Origin of the sequence: Pseudomonas sp. P1.31 (genome assembly GCF_001269815.1) — a bacterium.
Classification (GTDB): domain Bacteria; phylum Pseudomonadota; class Gammaproteobacteria; order Pseudomonadales; family Pseudomonadaceae; genus Aquipseudomonas; species Aquipseudomonas rustica.
In genome coordinates this window covers 384258-404320 of sequence record NZ_LHVN01000007.1, presented here as the reverse complement: position 1 = coordinate 404320, position 20063 = coordinate 384258, and the positions used below count along the sequence as shown (strand labels likewise).

Below are 20063 nucleotides of genomic sequence, written 5' to 3'. Positions count from 1 at the left end.
GGCAGCTCGTAAACAGTGGATTGCCGATCGAAAGCAAGATCAAAAGATCGCAGCCTTCGGCAGCTCCTACAGAGGATCGGTGAAATTCGGGCAACAAAAAAGCAGCCCGTAGGCTGCTTTTTTCTGCATCGGAAGCTGGACTTAAGCCAGTTTTTCCTTGATGCGAGCTGCTTTACCCGACAGGTCGCGCAGGTAGTACAGCTTGGCTTTACGTACGTCACCGCGACGTTTAACAGCCATGCTGTCGATCTGCGGGGAGTAGGTCTGGAAAGTACGTTCTACGCCAACACCGTTGGAGATTTTACGAACGGTGAACGCACTGTTCACGCCGCGGTTACGCTTGGCGATTACAACGCCTTCGAACGCTTGCAGACGGGAACGATCGCCTTCCTTCACTTTCACCTGAACGACAATAGTGTCGCCTGGGGCGAAGGTAGGGATTTCTTTGGTCATCTGCTCTGCTTCGAGTGCAAGGATGATTTTGTTGGTCATGCTGTGCTCCTAAGGTAAATCGTTCGATCTACCATCGATACGTTGTTAACTATCGTCCCGCTCGCGGATGTATTCCTCGAGCAGCTTCTTCTCTTCTCCAGAAAGCGAGCGGCTTTCCAGAAGATCGACGCGTCGTTCATAGGTCCTACCAAGGGACTGCTGTAAACGCCAACGCCGGATATGCGCGTGATTGCCACTTAGCAACACGTCGGGAACACGCTGATCCGCATACACCTCAGGTCGGGTGTAGTGCGGGCAATCCAGCAGACCATCCGTAAAGGAATCTTCCTCGGCGGAGTCCGCATGCCCTAAAGCTCCAGGCAGCAGTCGTGTAACCGCATCGATCATGACCATTGCCGGCAGCTCGCCGCCAGACAATACATAGTCACCAATCGACCACTCTTCATCGACATGAGCTTCAATAAAACGCTCGTCAATGCCTTCATAGCGGCCGGCAATCAGGATCAATGCATCCGATTGTGCCAACTCGCGCACCGCCGACTGAGTCAGTTGACGGCCTTGGGGGGACAGGTAAATCACCTTCGCCGCCTCCCCGGCTGCTGCCTTGGCCTGAACCAGAGCATCTTCCAGGGGCTTGATCTTCATCACCATGCCCGGACCACCGCCAAACGGGCGATCGTCCACAGTGTGATGCCGATCCGTCGTGTAATCCCGCGGGTTCCAACAGGTCAGCTGCAAGAGCCCCTGTTTGACCGCTCGACTGGTGATGCCGTAGTCGCCGATGGCGGAAAACATCTCGGGAAACAAACTGATCACTTCTACGCGCAATTTAGCCACGCTTAGAAGTCCGCATCCCAATCCACCTTCATCTCGCCCGCTGCCAGATCAACTGCCAACACACACTGCGCCGTATAGGGCAGCAAGCGTTCGCGATCATCCAGGCTGCCAGCACAAGGCTTGACTACCATTACATCATTGGCGCCGGTTTCCAGAAGATGATCGACTTTCCCGAGCATTTGCCCCAGTTGATCGATAACCTTCAGACCTTCCAGCTGGTACCAGTAGTACTCGCCGTCGGTCAATTCAGGGAACAGGTTGCGCGGCACGCAGATCTCATAACCGGCCAGAAGACGAGCTTCTTCACGATCATCAAGACCCTTGAGCTTTGCGACCAGGAACTTATCGCTCCCGCGTCCACTGACCAGCTCGACCTGTTTGACATTGCCTTCGCGCTTGAGCGTCCAGGTTTTGTACTGCAACAGGTTTTCAGTCGGATCAGTAAAGGAATAAACCTTCACTTCGCCGCGAACGCCATGAACAGAATAAATTTTGCCGATAACGATCAAATCATCAGCAACAGCTGGCGTCGCGTTCATATTGCTCAGGCCGCAGCCTTTGCAGAGTCCTTCAGCAACTGAGCAACACGCTCAGAAGGCTGTGCACCAACGCTCAGCCAGTAGGCAACGCGCTCTTGGTTCACGGACAGACGAACTTCCTGACCACGGGCAACAGGGTTGAAGAAACCAACCTGTTCTTTGTGGGAGCCGTCACGCGGGTTACGCGAGTCGGTTACGGTCAGGTGGTAAAACGGGCGCTTTTTGGAGCCGCCAAGGGCAAGACGGATTGTTAGCATGTGAACATCGTTCCTGTAGTCGGTGCTGCAAATCTAAATGCACAGCGGGCATGGGTGCCCGAAAGGCCGCATATTCTAAGTAATATCCGGACTTTTGCAAATGACTTTTTCCGGCGCCTATGGCATGCCGTGCAGATCTGCATATAGAGCCGTCGATAAAAACGGCCGGTCAGCTCCCGCCGTGTGCGGGTTTGCTGTTGATCCTGCGTCCTTGCAGGGTCTGCGCCGGTGCGACGACCGGCGCGGATTCTTTACATTTTCGGCATGCCGCCGCCGGGCAACATTCCGCCCATGCCGCGCATCATTTTCGCCATCCCGCCTTTCGCGGTGAATTTCTTCATCATCTTCTGCATCTGCTTGTGTTGCTTGATCAAGCGACCGATGTCCTGCACCTGAGTACCGGAACCCATGGCGATACGGCGTTTGCGCGAACCGCTGATCAGCTCAGGGTCGCGGCGCTCGGCCGGGGTCATGGAGTTGATGATGGCTTCCATCTGTTTGAATTGTTTCTCTGCGGCGTTCTGGGCATTGCCCATTTGCGACAGGTTGACGCCGCCGATGCTCGGCAGTTTGTCCATGAGGCCGCCGAGGCCGCCCATGTTCTTCATCTGTTGCAGCTGATCGCGGAAGTCTTCGAGGTCGAAGCCCTTGCCCTTCTTCAGCTTCTTGGCCAGTTTGTCGGCCTTGTCTTTGTCGAGGGTCGCTTCGGCCTGTTCGATCAGGCTGAGCACGTCGCCCATGCCGAGAATGCGCGAGGCGATACGCTCAGGGTGGAACGGATCGAGCGCTTCGCTCTTCTCGCCCATACCGATGAACTTGATCGGCTTACCGGTGATGGCGCGAACCGACAGCGCAGCACCGCCACGGGCGTCACCGTCGACCTTGGTCAGGATCACACCGGTCAGCGGCAGCGCATCACCGAAGGCCTTGGCCGTGTTGGCCGCATCCTGACCGGTCATGGCGTCAACCACGAACAGGGTTTCGACCGGGTTGATCGCAGCGTGCAGCGCCTTGATCTCGCCCATCATCTCTTCATCGATGTGCAAACGACCGGCGGTATCGACGATGACCACGTCGATGAATTTCAGTTTTGCTTCTTTAATAGCAGCTTGCGCGATGTCGACCGGCTTCTGGCTCAGGTCGGACGGGAAGAAGGTCACGCCCACTTCACCGGCGAGCATTTCCAGCTGCTTGATCGCTGCAGGACGATAAACGTCCGCCGACACGACCATGACCGACTTCTTCTTGCGCTCTTTCAGGAAGCGCGCCAGTTTGCCGGCGGTGGTGGTTTTACCGGCACCCTGCAAACCGGCCATCAGAATGACGGCGGGCGGCACGGCGCTCAGGTTCAAGTCTTCGTTGGCCGCGCCCATCAGGCTTTCGAGTTCGGCCTGGACGATCTTCACGAACGCCTGGCCCGGCGTCAGGCTGCGCGACACCTCGGTGCCGACAGCGCGCTCCTTGACCGAATTGACGAAGTCCTTGACCACCGGCAGGGCGACGTCGGCTTCGAGCAACGCCATGCGCACTTCACGCAGGGTGTCTTTGATATTGTCTTCGGTCAGCTTGGCCTTGCCGGTGACATGGCGCAGCGTCTGCGAGAGACGGTCGGTTAAGTTTTCAAACATTGCGCGATCCTTTCAGGCCCTGTGTAGACCGGGATAATGGCGGCCCAGACCGGAATCAACATGTGCTCGGCGAGCCTGCGGCGTGGGCAGGTCGCGGATTATAGCGAAGACTGCGGCTGGCGGACACCTCGCCGTCAGCTTCCTGAGTCTTTCGTGCCATGGCGGTTCTATGCCAAACTCAGCCCCTTTCGGGCTTGCCTAACAGGATTTATGCTCCCCTTGTCACCCAGTTTGCTGACCACCCTCGCCGCCGCCCTTCTATATGCCGCTGCGACTCTCTATCAAGGCACGCGTCTGGCCGCCGGTGCCAAGGCGAACAAGCGCCTGCTGGTTACGCTCGGCGTGCTCGCCGTGGTGGCCCAGTTCGCCAGCCTGTTCACGCATTTGCTGACGCCGATTGGCCTGGGCCTGGATTTTTTCAGCGCCTCCAGCCTGATCTCGGCGGCGGTGATCGCCCTGACCTTGATCGCCTGCTCACGGATTCCGGTGGAGAACCTGCTGGTGCTGCTGTTCCCGCTCGGCGCGGTCACGGTGTTGCTGGCGCAGTTCGCGCCGACCGGCACTGTGCAGATCATCGACGAGGAGCCGGGCATTCTCGCGCACATTCTATTGTCGCTGCTGGCCTACGGCATGTTCACCATCGCGGTGTTCCAGGCCTTGCTGGTGCTGGTGCAAGATCACCAGCTCAAGCACAAACACCCGTCCGGACTGATCAAGAACTTCCCGCCGCTGCAAACCATGGAAAGCCTGTTGTTCGGCTTCCTCTGGGCCGGCTGGACGCTGTTGTCACTGTCGCTGATCTCCGGCTGGCTGTTCGTCGAGAACCTGTTTGCCCAGCATCTGGTACACAAAACCTTGCTGGCGTGTCTGGCCTGGATCGTGTTCAGCGTGCTGCTGTGGGGCCGCAACCGTCTCGGCTGGCGCGGTCACAAGGCGATTCGCTGGACTCTCGCCGGTTTCTGCCTGCTGATGTTGGCGTATTTCGGCAGCAAACTGGTTCGTGAATACATCCTGCACATCTGACGGGCGGCATAAATGGACGGTTTGCCCATAGGGCCGATGCTCGCGGTATTTGTCCTGCTGATTTTATGGTCAGGGCTGTTTACCGCCGTCGAAATCGCGCAGCAGCATCTGCTCGCGCAACGCACCGCCTCGCGCGCCAGCGATAAACCGCTGGCGAAGCTGAGCTTCCCGCTCGACAGCCTGATTCTCTGCAACACCTTGTGCCGAGCACTCGCGGTGGTCATCGCGACGTTGCTGGCGATTTTCCTCTGCGAGGAAAACGGCCCGTGGGCAGCGTGCCTGGGTGCCGGTGCGGTGTTGCTGGTGTTCGCCGATTACTTCCCGCGCACCCTCGCCCAACGTTATCCGGATGCCGTGCTGGCCTTCGGCAATTCGTTGTTGGCGGTTCCGCTGAAGATTGTTTACCCACTGGCCTGGCTGTTCAGCCGTGTCAGCGTTTTGCTGATCCGCCCGTTCGCGCGCAAGCCGCAAGTGGTGCAGCAGAGCGACGACGACGCGCCCGGCGATCGTCGTGATGACCCCGAGCATCCTGTTCACGCACACCCGGTTTCGGGAATTCATGCGCTGGACAACATCACCGTCAACGACATTCTGGTGCCGCGCAGTGACGTCGACGGCATCAACCTCGACGATTCGATTGAAGCGATCATTGAGCAACTGCGCCAGAACAAGCGCACGCGCCTGCCGATGTTCCACAGCGACATCAATCAGGTTGAAGCGGTGCTCAATACCCGCCAGATCCGTCATTTACTGAACAACGGCGATCTGACGCTAGAGGCGTTGTTGGCGGCGAGTTACGAGCCGTATTTCGTCCCGGAAAGTACGCCGCTGCAACTGCAACTACTGAACTTCCACAAGCAGCAGCGGCGCCTGGGCATGGTCGTCGATGAGTACGGCGAAGTGCTCGGCATCGTTACGCTGGAAGATATTCTTGAAGAGATCGTCGGCGAGTTTGAGAGCGAGCACAGCCTGGAGAACCCGCACATTCATCCGCAGGCTGACGGGCGGATGGTGATTGATGGCACCGCTTCGATTCGCGAATTGAACAAGTGCCTGGGCTGGCATTTGCCGAGTGATGGGCCGAAAACGCTGAACGGGTTGGTGACTGAGGCGCTGGAGACGATTCCCGAGAGTGCGGTTTGCTTGAAGATCGGGCGCTATCGACTGGAGATTCTTGAGACTGAGGAGAACCGGGTGAGCAAGGTGTTGATCTGGCATACCTCGTCTGTGCCTGCTTTGGTGCCGGCCCGATAGAAGATCAAAAGATCAAAAGATCAAAAGATCGCAGCCTTCGGCAGCTCCTACATTGGAATGCGTTCCAAATGTTCCAAATGTTCCAAATGCCCCAAATGCCCCAAATGTCCCAAATGTCCCAAATGTCCCAAATGCCCCAAATGCCCCAAATGTTCCCAATGTCCCATATGTCCCAAATGTAGGAGCTGCCGAAGGCTGCGATCTTTTGCTCTTGTTTGATTGTTAGCCCCCTTCCTATAATCAAATCCGCTTACCCAAGCGTTGCCAAACCGCGTGCTTACCCCGCACCAGACCGGTTTCGGCCATTTCCGCTGTACTCCGGCGACTGTTCCTACCTGAAACAGCGACCGCGCCTCATCCCACATCCCTGGGTGTTCGACCATAATAATTCGCTCCAACGGAGCTCATGACTGTCAGGGATCACCGCATGACGACCAGTACCGCTTTCAGCGACACCGCGCCTGCCCAACCGACCAACTCCGCCACCCGCGTGGCGACGGCGAGTTTTATCGGCACCGCGATCGAGTTCTACGACTTCTATGTTTACGCCACGGCGGCTGCGCTGGTGATCGGGCCGGTGTTCTTTCCGCAGACGTCCGGCACGGCGCAGATGCTTTCGGCGTTTCTTACTTTTGGCATCGCTTTTCTGGCCCGACCGTTGGGCTCGGCGCTGTTCGGCCATTTCGGTGACCGTATCGGGCGTAAATCGACGCTGGTCGCATCTCTGCTATTGATGGGCGTGTGTACGACGCTGATCGGCGTGCTGCCGGGTTACGCCACGATTGGCGCGTGGGCGCCGATTCTGTTGTGTGTGCTGCGCTTTGGTCAGGGCCTGGGATTGGGCGGTGAATGGGGCGGTGCTGCACTGCTCGCCACGGAAAACGCGCCGAAAGGCAAACGCGCGTGGTTCGGTATGTTTCCGCAACTCGGCCCTTCGATTGGTTTTCTTGCGGCCAATGGCTTGTTCTTGACCCTGGCCATGACTCTCGATGACGAGCAGTTCCGCAGTTGGGGCTGGCGCATTCCGTTCCTGCTTAGCGCGGTACTGGTGATGGTTGGCCTGTATGTGCGCCTGAAACTTCACGAAACGCCAGTCTTCGCCAATGCCATCGCGCGTCAGGAACGAGTGAAAGTGCCGCTGGTTGAACTGTTCAGCCAGTATTGGGCACCGACCTTGTTGGGCGCGGCGGCGATGGTCGTGTGCTATGCGCTGTTCTATATCTCGACGGTTTTTTCCCTGAGTTACGGGGTTTCCACGTTGGGTTATAGCCGCGAGACATTCTTGGGGTTGCTGTGCTTTGCCGTACTGTTCATGGCGGCTGCGACGCCATTGTCGGCTTGGGCCAGCGATCGTTATGGGCGTAAACCGGTGTTGATCATCGGTGGCGTGCTGGCGATTCTGTCCGGGTTCTTGATGGAACCATTGCTGACGCAAGGCTCGACCTGGGGCGTGGCGCTGTTTCTGTGCATCGAGCTGTTTTTGATGGGCGTGACGTTTGCACCGATGGGCGCACTGTTGCCGGAGCTGTTTCCGACCCACGTGCGTTATACCGGTGCTTCGGCGGCGTATAACCTGGGTGGGATTGTCGGGGCCTCGGCGGCGCCGTTCTTTGCGCAAAAACTGGTGGCGATGGGTGGTTTGAGCTATGTCGGCGGGTATGTGTCGGGGGCGGCGGTGCTGAGTTTGATTGCGGTGCTGTGTCTGAAAGAGACGCGGGATAACGATCTGAATCGGGTGGCCTGACAGACCGCCATCGCGGGCAAGCCTTGCTCCTACAGATCAGCGTCGCAACGCGACCTTATGCAGGAGCAAAGCTTGCTCGTGAATGCCGCGACCCGGTTTAGAGTTCTACGACAACAGCCTGAGCAGCACGGGTCGCCTTGGCACGCGCAGCCTCGATCGACTCATCCCGCGCCAGCGCCACGCCCATACGGCGCTGGCCATTCACTTCTGGCTTGCCGAACAAACGCAACGCCGTGTCCGGCTCGCTCAACGCCGCACCCAGATTGGCGAACGCTGTCTGGGTCGACTGCCCTTCCACCAGAATCACCGCCGAAGCCGAAGGCCCGAACTGACGGATCAACGGCACCGGCAGTCCCAGAATCGCGCGAGCGTGCAACGCGAACTGCGACAGATCCTGGGAAATCAACGTGACCAGACCGGTGTCGTGCGGGCGTGGCGAGACTTCGCTGAACCATACCTGATCACCTTTGATGAACAGCTCAACGCCGAACAGACCACGGCCACCCAGCGCCTCAGTCACGGCTTTGGCAACACGCTCGGATTCAGCCAGGGCAATCGGGCTCATGGCTTGTGGCTGCCACGATTCCTGGTAGTCGCCCTTCTCCTGACGGTGGCCAACTGGCGCACAGAACGTGGTGCCGCCGATGTGGCGCACGGTCAGCAGGGTGATTTCGTAGTCGAAATCGATAAAGCCTTCAATGATCACCCGACCTTTGCCGGCGCGACCGCCCTCTTGCGCGTAATCCCAGGCTTTCTGCACGTCATCGGTGCTGCGCAGCAGGCTCTGGCCTTTGCCCGACGAGCTCATCACCGGTTTGACCACGCATGGGAAACCGAGGTCTTCAACGGCTTTGCTGTAGTCCTCGAAGGTGTCGGCAAAATGGTAAGGCGAGGTCGGCAGATCCAGCTCTTCAGCGGCCAGACGACGGATACCTTCGCGGTTCATGGTCAGTTGTGCAGCGCGCGCGGTCGGGATCACGGTGAAGCCTTCGGCTTCCAGTTCAACCAGGGTGGCGGTGGCGATGGCTTCGATTTCCGGCACGATGAAGTGCGGCTTCTCGGCTTCGATCACCGCGCGCAGGGCGGCGCCGTCGAGCATGTTGATCACGTGGCTGCGATGGGCGACTTGCATGGCCGGCGCGTTGGCGTAGCGGTCAACGGCGATCACTTCAACGCCCAGGCGCTGCAGCTCGATCACCACTTCCTTGCCCAACTCACCACAGCCACACAGCAATACGCGGGTCGCGGTTGGCGACAACGGAGTTCCGATACGGGTCATCTCAGGTCCTCAAAGCAGCGGATCATCGAGGAAAGCGACGCCAGACGCGCTTTCCATGGGGAGAAAGCGCGGCATTTTACATGAACCCGAGGCTTTGGCTTCAGCTGGCGACGGCCTGTTTGCGATCGCGCCAGGCCATGATCAGCCAGACGACGGTTACACCGGCGAATTTCGACAGCAGTGCGGTGATGATCACCGGTGGCGTCATGGCGTCGATCATGCCGAAAAAGATGAAGGTATCGAGAGGAATGCTCAGCGCCGAGCTGATCCACAAGCGGTCGCGCAACGGACGTTTGGTGATGCTGAACACCAGCCAGTCGATGATTTCGGAGACCGCGAACGCCGTGGCGCTGGCCAATGCGATGGAGGGGTCGGAGGTGACGTAAGACAGCACCAGCGCCGCCAGCATCGCCGCGATTGCACCGTGACCGAAACGGATTTGCACCATGTCGCGCAGCACGAACACCAGACCGCCCCAGGCCGACCAGATGATGTCCAGGTGCGGCGCGGTGGAGAAGGCGAAGTTGATCAGCACGACACTGCTGATGTAGGCGATGAGGAAAATCATGGGGGCGACCTGGCAGATTGGCGCACAGATTACTTCAGCCAAAGCAGAATCAAAAGATCGCAGCCTGCGGCAGCTCCTACAAGGGAACGCATTTCAAATGTAGGAGCTGCCGAAGGCTGCGATCTTTTGATCTTAATGCCCGGGTGTCTTACCAATCATCCACACCAACCCACTCGCCTTTGCCCGTTCATGACACAACCCCAGCACCACCCGGCGCTCGTCATTGTTCATGCGGCCCCAGCGCGTAATCTCTTCCACCGTACGCTGGCACCCGGTGCAAATATCATCCTCATCCAGCGCACAAATATTCACGCACGGCGAGGCAACCGGTCTTTCTGGCGTGTTCATTCTTCCTGCTCAACCAGATCACGCGCATAACGCTGGGAGTTATGCACATAGTGCGCGGCGCTGGCTTCAAGCATCTTCTTCTGCGGCTCGGTCAGCTCACGCACAACCTTGCCCGGCGAGCCCATCACCAGCGAACCATCCGGAATTTCCTTGCCCTCACCAATCAGCGAGTTGGCGCCAATGATGCAGTTCTTGCCGATCTTCGCGCCGTTGAGAATCACCGCGTTGATACCGATCAGGCTGTAATCGCCAACGGTGCAGCCATGCAGCATGGCGTTGTGGCCGATGGTCACGCCGGTACCGATGGTCAGCGGATAGCCCATGTCGGTGTGCATCACGGTGCCGTCCTGCACATTACTGTTCTTGCCGATCAGGATCAGTTCGTTGTCGCCACGCAGCACAGCGTTGAACCAGACGTTGGCGCCCTCTTCCAGTTTGACCTTGCCCACCAGCACGGCATTGGGGGCGACCCAGCTCTGCGGGTGGGTCTCGACACGGGCGTCGCCCAGGCGGTATTTCATCTTGTTTTCCTCAGGGCTCACGGTGATGGCCATTCGAACGATGGCTTAGGTGTTAATAAAGCTTTTAGGCGGAGTATGCAGACTGATCTTGGCGTCATAGAGCAGATTGATCAACTCGACGATCATGATGGCGGTCAGGCCCCAGATCTTGAAATCGCCGTAGCGATAGCTCGGCACGTACCAACTGCGACCTTGATAGTCGATGCGATGGGTGTGTTCGCGGGGGTCTTTGCGGAAGAATTCCAGCGGCACGCTGAACACCGCAGCGATCTCGGCATCATTAGGCTGATACTCGACAAAATCGGGGATTACGCCGACATAAGGCGTGACCTTGATGCCGTGCAGGGAAATCAGCGGGCTGAGCGGGCCGATGACTTCGACCAGTCCCGGCGGCAGGCCGATCTCTTCTTCGGCTTCGCGCAGGGCGGTGAAGATCAGATCCGGGTCTTCGGGATCGCGGCGTCCACCGGGGAAAGCCACTTCGCCGCCATGGGTCGAGAGCCCGCTGGCGCGCAGGGTCAGAACCAGTTCCGGTTGGTCACTGCGGGTGATCGGCACCAGAACGGCGGCCTCGGGGAAACGTTTGTCGGTCTCCAGCGTGCGCGGTGTGTGGTTGCTTACCCTATGCAGTAGCTCGTCCAGCATGAGTGTTCTCGATCGGTGCCTTACCCTGCATCATGCACCAATCATTGCAGCCGCCCAAGCCCCCGAATCTCGCCATGTCGCGAAACGACAACTTGCCGACCGACACCGCTGCACGCCAAGATAGGCGCAGCATTCAGGAAGCCCAGCATGAAATTTTGCAGCCACTGCGGTAACCCGGTCACCCAGCGCATTCCCGAAGGCGATTCGCGGCGGCGATTTGTCTGTGACAGCTGTCAGACCATTCACTACCAAAACCCCAATATCGTCGCCGGTTGCGTGCCGACCTGGGGCACAAAAGTGCTCTTGTGCCGCCGTGCCATCGAGCCGCGCCTCGGTTACTGGACGTTGCCTGCCGGGTTCATGGAGAACGGAGAGACCATCGAACAGGCCGCTATCCGCGAAACTGCCGAAGAAGCCTGCGCCCGCGTGCGTAACCTGAGCATCTATACGCTGATCGACGTGCCACACATCAGTCAGGTGCATGTGTTCTTCCGCGCGGAGCTGGTTGATCTGGACTTTGCCGCCGGCCCCGAGAGCCTCGAAGTGCAACTATTCGACGAAGCCGACATTCCATGGGACGAGCTGGCTTTCAGGACGGTGGGGCGTACCTTAGAATGCTTCTTCGCTGATCGGCGGGTTGAGGTGTATCCGGTGCGTTCGGAATCGATTCCGCCGTTGGTGCAGCCGGTGATTGTCGGTTAGAAGATCAAAAGATCGCAGCCTGCGGCAGCTCCTACACAACACTTATCTGCGTCACTCCTTGGGGAATCGTTTCAATGCGCTGGTTGCTTGCCCTGTTCTGCCTGTCGTTCGTTAGCGTTTCCCAAGCGTCCTTCGTGACCACCGTGACGCCGGCGAATACCCCGCTTATCGAAAAAGTCCTGGTGCTCAAATCGGCGCATCAGCTGCAGTTGATCGCCGACGGCAAGCCGCTGAAGACCTATCGCATCTCCCTGGGCAAGGGCGCGAAAAAAGGTCCGAAACTGATTGAAGGCGACAAGCGCACACCGGAAGGTTTTTATTGGATCGACTGGCGCAAGACCAGCGACAAATTCAACCTGTCGATGCACATTTCCTACCCGAACATCAGCGACTCGGCCCGCGCCCGGCGCGAAGGCGTTGAGCCTGGCGGGATGATCATGATCCACGGCACGCCGGATTCCGAAGAAACCCCGGAAGACCTGTTCCACACCCTCGACTGGACCGACGGCTGCGTCGCCATGCGCAATGTGGATATGCGCGAAGTGTGGAGCCTGGTGCCGGACGGCACGATGGTTGAAATCCGCCCTTAACGATTGACCGCTGGTCACCCGCAAAAAAATAAATCAAAAGATCGCAGCCTTCGGCAGCTCCTACAGAGGTGATACCACTTCAACGTGTAGGAGCTGCCGCAGGCTGCGATCTTTTGCGTTTACACCCCCACCCCTAATACCACTTAGAACCACCCTACTCCAAAGCCTCGATCCATAAGGGTTTCCGGCCCTGTCACCACGTTGACATGGTATTCAAGTGGTATTAATTTTCGCTGCATTCACGGGCGACAACCACTCCAATACCCGCACCGGACACCGACATGAACGACCTCCAGGCCTTGCGCCCTGACGACCAACAAGCGACGCCGTTGTACCTGCAACTGGCGCGCAATCTGGAATCGGCGATTCATGCCGGCCAGTGGAAAGCCGAACAGGCGATGCCGTCCGAGCGCAATCTCAGCGAGTTGCTCGGCATCTCCCGCGTCACCGCGCGCAAAGCCCTCGAAGTCCTCCTCGATCAAGGCCTGATCCGCCGCCTGCAAGGCTCCGGCACCTTCATCACCCCACGCCTCGAACAACCGCTGTCGCGCCTGTCCGGTTTCAGCGAGATGCTGCGCTTGAAGGGTTTCGTACCCAGTTCGAAATGGCTGGAGCGCGAAATAACCCTGCCGACCCACGAAGAATTGATCCGCCTCAGCCTGTCGCCGAACGACAAGGTCGCGCGCATGAAGCGTCTGCGCAAAGCCGATGACACGGTAATGGCCATCGAGATGAGCACCCTGCCCGCCTCGATCATGCCCAAGCCGCAACTGGTCGGCGATTCCCTCTACGAATACCTCGACGGCATCGGCAAACCGATTGTCCGCGCCCTGCAGCACATTCAGGCAATCAACGCCTCGGACGAGTTCGCCGCGCTGGTCGGCATCGCCCCCGGCACCGCGATGCTGCTGATGACCCGGGTCGGTTACCTCGAAGACAACACACCGATCGAAGTCACCGACACCTATTGCCGCAACGACTACTACGACTTTGTTGCAGAGCTTCGCCGTTAAGCGCAGCCATAAGCGAGAACCGAAATGTCCGAAGACAACATCCTCACCGCCAGCGGCTGGATTCGCGGCCGGCTGATCCACGAACACGGCAAAGTCGTGTCGATCGAAGGCGTGCCTTGCGATCCGGCAACCAATGATCTGCCGTATCTGCTGCCCGGTTTCATCGACCTGCACGTGCATGGCGGTGGCGGCAAAGACATCATGGAGGGCGCCAGCGCTTTCGAAACCATCACCAAAACCCACGTGCGTTTCGGCACCACCTCGCTGCTGGCCACCACCATGACTGCGCCGAGTGCCGAGATCTCCAGCGTGTTGAAGGACGTCGGAGAGTTCTGCGAACAGCGTCCGAAAGGTGCCGCGCGCGTTCTCGGCGTCCACCTCGAAGGCCCGTACATCAATCCCGGCAAACTTGGTGCGCAACCGAACTTCGCCCACACCGCGTTGATGGCCGAAGTCGAAGAATATCTGGCACTGGCGCCGATCCGCGTGATCACCATCGCCCCGGAAATCGCCGGTCACGACGGCTTGATCCGCGAACTGAGCAGCCGTGGCGTGCGCATGCAAATCGGCCACACCCTCGGCAGTTACGAGGAAGGCGTTGCTGCAATGGAGGCTGGCGCGACCAGTTTCACTCACCTTTACAACGCCATGAGCCCGCTGCATCACCGCGAGCCGGGCATCGTTGGCGCGGCATTGGCCCACGCCAAATTCGCCGAGCTGATTCCGGATTTGCTGCACGTGCATCCCGGCGCCATTCGGGTGGCCCTGCGCTCGATCCCGTGCCTGTATTGCGTCACCGATTCGACCGCTGCCGCCGGCATGCCCGACGGTGAATACAAGCTCGGCAGCCACATCGTGACCAAATGCCTGGGCGGCGTGCGCCTGCCCGATGGCACGTTGGCCGGCAGCACGCTGACCATGGATCAGGCCCTGCGCAACCTGGTGAAGATCGGTTTGCCGATCGCCGAGGCTTCGCAGCGTCTGTCGCAATTCCCCGCCGACTACCTCGGCATCACCGAACGCGGGCGCCTTGCACCAGGTGCCTGGGCCGACTGCGTGCGTCTCGATCGCTCACTCACACTGACCGCCGTCATGGTCGAAGGAGAAGACATTGACTTCAAAAATGCTTGAGGAGGCGCTGTCCTCCTTCGAGGCCGTGCAAGCCCAACTGCAACAGCTCGACCCGCAAATGATCGAGATCGCCGGGCGCCTGCGCCGTCAGCCGCCGCAAGTGGCGATGACCGTTGCGCGCGGCAGCTCCGACCACGCGGCGAGCTACTTCGCTTACCTGACCATGCAGCAACTGGGCGTGCCGGTAGCGTCGTTGCCGATGTCGGTGGTGACCATGCAGCAAGCGCCGTTGAAGGTCAGCGGTCAGGTCGCGTTCGCCTTTTCGCAATCGGGGCAGAGTCCGGATCTGGTCAACAGCTTGCGTCTGCTGCGCAAACGTGGCGCGCTGAGCGTGTCGATGGTCAACGCCGCCGATTCGCCACTGGAAGCGGCGTGTGAATTCAGCGTGCCGCTGCTCGCCGGGACTGAAAGCAGTGTCGCCGCGACCAAGAGTTTTATCGCCACCCTCAGCGCCAGCGCCCGGTTGATCGCGCACTGGAAAGAGGACAGCGAATTGCTCGAGGCCGGTAACGCCCTGCCTGAAGGCCTGCGCGAAGCGGCAAAACAGGACTGGAGCGTGGCCATCGAAGCGTTGCGCGATTGCGAGCGTTTGATGGTGATTGGCCGTGGTGCCGGTTTCGCCATCGCCCAGGAAGCGGCGCTGAAATTCAAGGAAACCTCGGCGATTCAGGCCGAAGCGTTCAGCAGCGCCGAAGTGCGTCACGGCCCGATGGCGCTGATCGACGAACACTATCCGTTGCTGGTTTTCGCACCGCGCGGTGCTGAACAGGCTGGCTTGTTGAGCCTGGCGGCAGAAATGCGTCAACGCGGCGCTCGTGTGTTGCTGGCCGCGCCGGATGACGTGAGCGAACGCGACCTGACACTGACCCGCGCCGAGCACCCGGCGCTCGATCCGATTCTGGCGATCCAGAGTTTCTACGTGATGGCGGCAGGTTTGGCCGTGGCCCGTGGCATGGATCCGGATCAGCCGCGCCACCTGAGCAAAGTGACCCGCACGCACTGACACCATCTGATCGACGCATGACCCAATCGGCGGACGCAAAACAGCCGATTGATGCACAACCCTGTCGGCGGACGCGAAAACCGCTGATGGGTGCACAACCTCTGTAGGAGCTGCCGAAGGCTGCGATCTTTTGATTTTGATTTACAAAAAACAAGATCAAAAGATCGCAGCCTTCGGCAGCTCCTACAAGGGCCAGCGAAATTACTGATGAGACCGAGCCATGCACAACAACAATAAAGAGCTGACCCTCAGCGCCCCGCTCAGCGGCCCGGTGCTCACGCTCGCCAAAGTCCCGGACGCGGTGTTCGCCAGCGGCGCAATGGGTGACGGCATCGCCATCGACCCAATCAACGACACGCTGTACTCGCCGTGCGCCGGGGTGATCATCCACGTCGCCCGCACCGGCCACGCACTCACCGTGCGTGCCGACAACGGCGCGGAAATTCTCCTGCATCTGGGCCTCGACACCGTTGAACTGAACGGCGAAGGTTTCTCGATGCTGGTCAAGGAAGGTGGTCGCGTGACTCAGGGCCAGCCGTTGTTGCGCTACGACCTGGACAAGGTCGGCCAGCAGTGCAAAAGCTTGGTCAGCCTGTTGATTCTGACCAACAGTCAGGATTTTCAGGTACGTCCGATTACGCTGAAGGCGGTGAAAGTCGGCGAACCGTTGCTGCACATTGTTGCGCGCAACGCTTCGACAGCGAGCGCCGAAGTCGTCGGCGGCCCAGAGGTTCATGGTCATGTGTTGGTGGCGCATCGTGGCGGTTTGCATGCTCGCCCGGCGGCGTTGATTCGGCAGACCGCGCAAGGTTTCAAGAGCCAGTCGCAACTGCACTTCGCCGGCAAATCGGCGCCGTGCAACAGCCTGATCGGTTTGATGGGATTGGCGGTTGGCGAACAGGATGAAGTGCAGGTCAGCTGTCAGGGGCCGGATGCTGAAGCGGCGCTGCAAGCGTTGCTCACGGCGCTGGCGACTGCCCTGCCGGATGATCATCACGCGGCGGCACCGGTCAGTATTGCCCCTCTTAAGCGCCCGGCCGAGGCAGGTGTGTTGCACGGTGTCTGCGCCGCGCCGGGACTGGTCGGTGGACCGCTATTCCGTTTGAATGCGATCAGTTTGCCGGCGGATACGGGCAATCATGACCCGCTGCAACAGCAGCAGATTTTTGAATCCGCGCTGACGCAAGTGCGCGACGAAATCGAAGGCACCCTCGCCCAAGCGAAGAAGCACAAGAATGCCGATGAAGAAGCAATCTTCGCCGCGCATTTGGCGTTGCTGGAAGACCCGGCGCTGCTCGACGCGGCACAGCAATCCATCGAACAAGGCACTGCGGCGACTCACGCCTGGAGCCAGTCGATCGATGTGCAGTGCGAAGTCCTGCAGCACACCGGCAGCGCGCTGCTGGCTGAGCGCGCCAACGATCTCCGCGATCTCAAACAACGCGTGCTGCGTGCGTTGCTCGGCGAAGCATGGAATTACGATGTACCCGCCGGTGCCATTGTTGCGGCACATGAACTGACGCCTTCGGATCTGCTGCAACTCAGCGCCCAAGGTGTCGCCGGGTTGTGCATGGCCGAGGGTGGCGCGACATCGCACGTGGCGATTCTCGCTCGCGGCAAAGGTTTGCCATGCATGGTGGCGCTGGGTTCGGCATTGCTTGATCAGCCGCAAGGTCAATCGGTGGTGCTCGATGCCGATGGCGGTCGTCTGGAACTGACGCCAAACGCTGAGCGCTTGGCTGAAGTTCAGCAGGCGCAAATCGATCGCCAGCAACGTCGCGATGCTCAACAGGCCAAAGCTCATCTGCCGGCCGAAACCCGTAATGGCGTGCACATCGAAGTCGTCGCCAACGTCGCCTCCAGCGGTGAAGCGGCAGATGCCTTTGCCAACGGCGCCGATGGCGTCGGACTGCTGCGCACCGAGTTTTTGTTCGTCGACCGGCAGACTGCTCCGGACGTGGAAGAGCAACGCAGCGCCTACCAAGCTGTGATCGATGCGATGGGCGATAAGTCAGTAATCATCCGCACCATCGACGTCGGAGGCGACAAGCAACTCGATTACCTGCCGCTGCCGATCGAAGCCAACCCGGTGCTCGGTCTGCGCGGCATTCGTCTGGCTCAGGCCCGCCCGGAAATCCTCGATCAGCAACTGCGCGCGCTGCTGCAAGTCAGCCCGCTGCGTCGCTGCCGAATCCTGTTGCCGATGGTTACCGAAGTCGACGAACTGCTGCACATCCGCCAACGCGTCGATGCGTTGTGCCTGGAGATGAACATCTCTCAGCGTCCAGAAATCGGCGTAATGATCGAAGTCCCCGCCGCCGCGCTGCAAGCCGAACAACTCGCTGAACACGCCGACTTCCTCTCCATCGGCACCAACGATTTGTCGCAATACACCCTGGCCATGGATCGCGATCACGCCGGTCTGGCTGCCCGCGTCGACGCCCTGCACCCGGCGCTGCTGCGCCTGATCGCCATGACCTGCGAAGGCGCGGCGGTGCACAAGCGTTGGGTCGGCGTCTGCGGCGCCCTCGCCTCTGATCCGCTGGCCACGCCGGTGCTGATTGGTCTGGGCGTTACCGAATTGTCGGTCAGCCCGGTGCAGATCGGTGAAATCAAGGATCGCGTGCGCCAGGTGCACGAAGCCGAATGCCAGCGCCTCAGTCGCGACCTGCTCAAGTTGAGCAGCGCCGCCGCCGTGCGCCACGCCTGTCATCAACATTGGCCACTGCGCTAACAAAAACAACAAGGACAAACGCCATGTATCAACTCTTCATCGAAGGCCTGCAACGCCTCGGCCGCGCGCTGATGCTGCCGATCGCGATCCTGCCGATTGCCGGCCTGCTCCTGCGTCTGGGTGACACTGACCTGCTGAACATCGCGATCATCCACGACGCCGGCCAAGTGATCTTCGCCAACCTGGCCATGATCTTCGCCATCGGCATCGCCGTCGGTTTCGCCAAGGACAACAACGGCACCGCCGGCCTCGCCGGGGTGATCGGTTACCTGGTGATGATCTCCACGCTGAAGGTGCTCGATGCGACCATCAACATGGGCATGCTCGCCGGCATCGTCGCCGGCCTGATGGCCGGCGCGCTGTACAACCGCTTCAAGGACATCAAGCTGCCGGAGTATCTCGCGTTCTTCGGTGGCCGGCGGTTTGTGCCGATTGTTACCGGGTTTGCAGCGGTCGGTCTGGGCGTGGTGTTCGGCTACATCTGGCCGCCGATCCAGCACGGCATCAACGCTTTCGGCGCCCTGATGATGGAAAGCGGCAGCATCGGCGCGTTCGTCTTCGGCGTGTTCAATCGCCTGCTGATCGTCACCGGCCTGCACCACATCCTCAACAACATGGCGTGGTTTGTATTCGGCAACTTCACCGACCCGACTACCGGCGCATTGGTAACCGGCGACCTGTCGCGCTACTTCGCCGGCGATCCGAAGGGCGGCCAGTTCATGACCGGCATGTTCCCGATGATGATCTTCGGCCTGCCGGCGGCGTGCCTGGCGATGTACCGCAACGCCCTGCCGGAACGCCGCAAAGTCATGGGCGGGATTTTCCTGTCGATGGCGCTGACCTCGTTTTTGACCGGGGTGACTGAGCCGATTGAATTCGCCTTTATGTTTCTGGCACCGCTGTTGTATCTGCTGCATGCGTTGCTGACCGGGTTGTCGATGGCGATTACCAATGCGTTGAACATCCACTTGGGCTTCACCTTCTCCGGCGGCTTTATCGACATGATTCTCGGCTGGGGCAAATCCACCAATGGTTGGCTGGTGTTCCCGGTTGGGTTGGCTTACGCGGTGATCTACTACTTCGTCTTCGACTTCTGCATTCGTCGCTTCAATCTGAAAACGCCGGGGCGTGAGGATGTCGCTGTCAGTGAAAAAGCCGTACTGACTGAGAACGAGCGCGCCAGTGCATACATCAAGGCATTGGGCGGCGCTGAAAATCTGCTGACGGTTGGCGCCTGCACCACGCGGCTGCGGCTGGAGATGGTTGATCGCAACAAGGCTTCGGATGCTGATCTGAAAGCGCTGGGTGCGATGGCGGTTGTGCGACCGGGTAAAGGTGGCAGTTTGCAGGTTGTGGTCGGGCCGATGGCGGACAGCATTGCCGATGAGATTCGTCTGGCGATGCCGGCGTTGGGGCGTGCTGTTTTGGTTGAAACCGCTGTTGTTGATGAGCCTAAAGTTGTGGCCGTTGCCGGTTCCGAGGCGCAGCAATGGCTGAACGCGTTGGGCGGCGGCGACAATGTGCTGCAACTGGATTGCATTGCGATGACACGGATTCGCCTGCAATTGGCGGATGGCAAGGCGTTGTCCGAGGCGCAGTTGAAGGATCTGGGGTGTCACGGTGTCAGCCAGTTGGATGGCGGGGTCTGGCATTTGCTGGTGGGGGATAAGGCGGCGAGTTTGAGTGGGGCGCTGGAAAGCCTGGTCAACCGCAGCGAAGTCAGCGCCAAAGTCTGACCCCACACATCACCCCTGTAGGAGCTGCCGCAGGCTGCGATCTTTTGATTTTGCTTTT

20 protein-coding genes are annotated in these 20063 nt (G+C 59.6%); 10 read left to right on the top strand and 10 right to left on the bottom strand.

Going from position 1 to position 20063, the window contains the following annotated elements; all coding sequences use genetic code 11:
• Nucleotides 1-141: 141 nt before the first annotated feature.
• From rplS to ffh, 5 genes are all read right to left on the bottom strand, one after another.
• The gene (gene rplS, locus AD669_RS05065; protein WP_003175895.1) at nt 142-492 is read right to left on the bottom strand and encodes a 50S ribosomal protein L19; all 351 of its coding nucleotides are present in this window, start codon (nt 490-492) and stop codon (nt 142-144) included.
• Between the two features lie 45 nt (nt 493-537).
• The gene (gene trmD / locus AD669_RS05060) at nt 538-1290 is read right to left on the bottom strand and encodes a tRNA (guanosine(37)-N1)-methyltransferase TrmD (protein WP_053117444.1); all 753 of its coding nucleotides are present in this window, start codon (nt 1288-1290) and stop codon (nt 538-540) included.
• A gap of 2 nt (nt 1291-1292) precedes the next feature.
• Nucleotides 1293-1829 carry a ribosome maturation factor RimM gene (rimM, locus tag AD669_RS05055; RefSeq protein ID WP_007908985.1) on the bottom strand — a complete coding sequence of 179 codons (537 nt, stop codon included), beginning with the start codon at nt 1827-1829 and terminating at the stop codon, nt 1293-1295.
• Between the two features lie 5 nt (nt 1830-1834).
• Nucleotides 1835-2086, bottom strand: coding sequence for a 30S ribosomal protein S16 (rpsP, locus tag AD669_RS05050; RefSeq protein ID WP_045059142.1), 252 nt, complete (start codon nt 2084-2086; stop codon nt 1835-1837).
• A gap of 251 nt (nt 2087-2337) precedes the next feature.
• Nucleotides 2338-3714: a signal recognition particle protein gene (ffh, locus tag AD669_RS05045; protein ID WP_053117442.1), complete on the bottom strand. Its 1377-nt coding sequence runs from the start codon at nt 3712-3714 to the stop codon at nt 2338-2340.
• 210 nt (nt 3715-3924) lie between these two features.
• Between ffh and AD669_RS05040 the strand changes: the two genes are divergently transcribed.
• From AD669_RS05040 to AD669_RS05030, 3 genes are all read left to right on the top strand, one after another.
• Nucleotides 3925-4737, top strand: coding sequence for an inner membrane protein YpjD (locus AD669_RS05040; RefSeq protein ID WP_053117439.1), 813 nt, complete (start codon nt 3925-3927; stop codon nt 4735-4737).
• A 12-nt stretch (nt 4738-4749) separates the two neighbouring features.
• Nucleotides 4750-5991: a transporter associated domain-containing protein gene (locus AD669_RS05035; protein ID WP_053117436.1), complete on the top strand. Its 1242-nt coding sequence runs from the start codon at nt 4750-4752 to the stop codon at nt 5989-5991.
• 427 nt (nt 5992-6418) lie between these two features.
• Nucleotides 6419-7735 (top strand): MFS transporter, encoded by a 1317-nt coding sequence (locus AD669_RS05030; RefSeq protein WP_053117433.1) that lies wholly within the window; start codon nt 6419-6421, stop codon nt 7733-7735.
• A gap of 97 nt (nt 7736-7832) precedes the next feature.
• On the opposite strand, the gene purT is transcribed toward AD669_RS05030, so the two are convergent.
• The 5 genes from purT to AD669_RS05010 all read right to left on the bottom strand — a co-directional run bounded on the left by purT (nt 7833) and on the right by AD669_RS05010 (nt 11096).
• Nucleotides 7833-9014, bottom strand: coding sequence for a formate-dependent phosphoribosylglycinamide formyltransferase (gene purT, locus AD669_RS05025; protein WP_007908992.1), 1182 nt, complete (start codon nt 9012-9014; stop codon nt 7833-7835).
• 100 nt (nt 9015-9114) lie between these two features.
• Nucleotides 9115-9582, bottom strand: coding sequence for a VUT family protein (locus tag AD669_RS05020; RefSeq protein ID WP_053117431.1), 468 nt, complete (start codon nt 9580-9582; stop codon nt 9115-9117).
• 132 nt (nt 9583-9714) lie between these two features.
• The gene (locus AD669_RS27940; protein ID WP_082341387.1) at nt 9715-9930 is read right to left on the bottom strand and encodes a DUF1289 domain-containing protein; all 216 of its coding nucleotides are present in this window, start codon (nt 9928-9930) and stop codon (nt 9715-9717) included.
• Nucleotides 9927-10451, bottom strand: a complete 525-nt coding sequence (locus tag AD669_RS05015; protein WP_007954617.1) for a gamma carbonic anhydrase family protein — start codon at nt 10449-10451, stop codon at nt 9927-9929. Before AD669_RS05015 ends, AD669_RS27940 begins: the two co-directional genes overlap by 4 nt.
• A gap of 45 nt (nt 10452-10496) precedes the next feature.
• Nucleotides 10497-11096: a CoA pyrophosphatase gene (locus AD669_RS05010; protein WP_053117428.1), complete on the bottom strand. Its 600-nt coding sequence runs from the start codon at nt 11094-11096 to the stop codon at nt 10497-10499.
• 147 nt (nt 11097-11243) lie between these two features.
• Here AD669_RS05010 and AD669_RS05005 point away from each other — a divergent pair, with 147 nt between their 5' ends.
• The 7 genes from AD669_RS05005 to nagE all read left to right on the top strand — a co-directional run bounded on the left by AD669_RS05005 (nt 11244) and on the right by nagE (nt 20005).
• Nucleotides 11244-11798, top strand: a complete 555-nt coding sequence (locus AD669_RS05005) for an NUDIX hydrolase (protein WP_053117425.1) — start codon at nt 11244-11246, stop codon at nt 11796-11798.
• Between the two features lie 74 nt (nt 11799-11872).
• Nucleotides 11873-12388, top strand: a complete 516-nt coding sequence (locus AD669_RS05000) for a murein L,D-transpeptidase family protein (protein WP_008081650.1) — start codon at nt 11873-11875, stop codon at nt 12386-12388.
• Nucleotides 12389-12669: 281 nt separating this feature from the next.
• A complete protein-coding gene (locus AD669_RS04995; RefSeq protein ID WP_053117422.1) occupies nt 12670-13401 on the top strand; it encodes a GntR family transcriptional regulator in 732 nt (243 codons plus the stop codon).
• A 24-nt stretch (nt 13402-13425) separates the two neighbouring features.
• Complete coding sequence (gene nagA, locus AD669_RS04990; protein WP_053117420.1) at nt 13426-14532, top strand: N-acetylglucosamine-6-phosphate deacetylase; 1107 nt, start codon at nt 13426-13428, stop codon at nt 14530-14532.
• Nucleotides 14513-15535: an SIS domain-containing protein gene (locus AD669_RS04985; RefSeq protein WP_110721222.1), complete on the top strand. Its 1023-nt coding sequence runs from the start codon at nt 14513-14515 to the stop codon at nt 15533-15535. The genes nagA and AD669_RS04985 overlap by 20 nt, the downstream gene beginning before the upstream one ends.
• 220 nt (nt 15536-15755) lie before the next feature.
• Complete coding sequence (ptsP, locus tag AD669_RS04980; protein WP_053117415.1) at nt 15756-18269, top strand: phosphoenolpyruvate--protein phosphotransferase; 2514 nt, start codon at nt 15756-15758, stop codon at nt 18267-18269.
• A gap of 23 nt (nt 18270-18292) precedes the next feature.
• A complete protein-coding gene (gene nagE / locus AD669_RS04975) occupies nt 18293-20005 on the top strand; it encodes an N-acetylglucosamine-specific PTS transporter subunit IIBC (RefSeq protein ID WP_053117412.1) in 1713 nt (570 codons plus the stop codon).
• The last annotated feature ends 58 nt before the right edge of the window (nt 20006-20063 follow it).

Excerpts from the sequence above, each read along its gene's own strand:
- nagA (WP_053117420.1), top strand. The coding sequence starts at position 13,426 with ATGTCCGAAGACAACATCCTCACCGCCAGCGGCTGGATTCGCGGCCGG.
- nagE (WP_053117412.1), top strand. The coding sequence starts at position 18,293 with ATGTATCAACTCTTCATCGAAGGCCTGCAACGCCTCGGCCGCGCGCTG.
- purT (WP_007908992.1), bottom strand. The coding sequence starts at position 9,014 with ATGACCCGTATCGGAACTCCGTTGTCGCCAACCGCGACCCGCGTATTG.
- AD669_RS04995 (WP_053117422.1), top strand. The coding sequence starts at position 12,670 with ATGAACGACCTCCAGGCCTTGCGCCCTGACGACCAACAAGCGACGCCG.
- AD669_RS05015 (WP_007954617.1), bottom strand. The coding sequence starts at position 10,451 with ATGAAATACCGCCTGGGCGACGCCCGTGTCGAGACCCACCCGCAGAGC.
- AD669_RS05030 (WP_053117433.1), top strand. The coding sequence starts at position 6,419 with ATGACGACCAGTACCGCTTTCAGCGACACCGCGCCTGCCCAACCGACC.
- AD669_RS05035 (WP_053117436.1), top strand. The coding sequence starts at position 4,750 with ATGGACGGTTTGCCCATAGGGCCGATGCTCGCGGTATTTGTCCTGCTG.
- ffh (WP_053117442.1), bottom strand. The coding sequence starts at position 3,714 with ATGTTTGAAAACTTAACCGACCGTCTCTCGCAGACGCTGCGCCATGTC.
- AD669_RS05040 (WP_053117439.1), top strand. The coding sequence starts at position 3,925 with ATGCTCCCCTTGTCACCCAGTTTGCTGACCACCCTCGCCGCCGCCCTT.
- AD669_RS05000 (WP_008081650.1), top strand. The coding sequence starts at position 11,873 with ATGCGCTGGTTGCTTGCCCTGTTCTGCCTGTCGTTCGTTAGCGTTTCC.
- AD669_RS27940 (WP_082341387.1), bottom strand. The coding sequence starts at position 9,930 with ATGAACACGCCAGAAAGACCGGTTGCCTCGCCGTGCGTGAATATTTGT.
- AD669_RS05020 (WP_053117431.1), bottom strand. The coding sequence starts at position 9,582 with ATGATTTTCCTCATCGCCTACATCAGCAGTGTCGTGCTGATCAACTTC.
- AD669_RS05010 (WP_053117428.1), bottom strand. The coding sequence starts at position 11,096 with ATGCTGGACGAGCTACTGCATAGGGTAAGCAACCACACACCGCGCACG.
- ptsP (WP_053117415.1), top strand. The coding sequence starts at position 15,756 with ATGCACAACAACAATAAAGAGCTGACCCTCAGCGCCCCGCTCAGCGGC.
- rplS (WP_003175895.1), bottom strand. The coding sequence starts at position 492 with ATGACCAACAAAATCATCCTTGCACTCGAAGCAGAGCAGATGACCAAA.
- rpsP (WP_045059142.1), bottom strand. The coding sequence starts at position 2,086 with ATGCTAACAATCCGTCTTGCCCTTGGCGGCTCCAAAAAGCGCCCGTTT.
- rimM (WP_007908985.1), bottom strand. The coding sequence starts at position 1,829 with ATGAACGCGACGCCAGCTGTTGCTGATGATTTGATCGTTATCGGCAAA.
- AD669_RS05005 (WP_053117425.1), top strand. The coding sequence starts at position 11,244 with ATGAAATTTTGCAGCCACTGCGGTAACCCGGTCACCCAGCGCATTCCC.